Raw genomic sequence first — 361 nt, 5'->3', positions numbered from 1 at the left:
ATTGAATTTCAGGTAACGGTAATGGTCGAGGGTGGGCTTCATGCTCGTCCAGCCGCTCTTTTAGTTAACCTGTCAGCCCAATCCCAATCGAAAATCACCGTGAACAAGGGAGATAAACAAGCGGATGGCCGCAGTATTCTTGGCATCATGACATTAGGTGTCGCACAGGGTGATCACCTCACAGTCCAAATCGAGGGCTCGGATGAGCAGCATGTAGCCCTGGCTATTCAGCAAATGTTTCACGCAAGCTCCTGATAGAGGGAAGGTGAATCGTTCATGTTAACAGGAATTCCCGTTTCTCATGGCATTTCCATTGCACCAGCAGTACGCCTGACACAAAGTGCGCCCACCGCGCAAAAGC

1 protein-coding gene is annotated in these 361 nt (G+C 50.4%); it reads left to right on the top strand.

The genetic code is table 11. The features are described 5' to 3' along the window. A partial coding sequence (locus SB775_RS27930; RefSeq protein ID WP_410864403.1) for an HPr family phosphocarrier protein occupies positions 1-255 on the top strand: 255 nt, incomplete at its 5' end. Between the last annotated feature and the right edge of the window lie 106 nt (positions 256-361).

This window comes from Peribacillus sp. SIMBA_075 (assembly GCF_046534585.1).
This window is presented reverse-complemented; position numbering and strand designations above follow the sequence as displayed.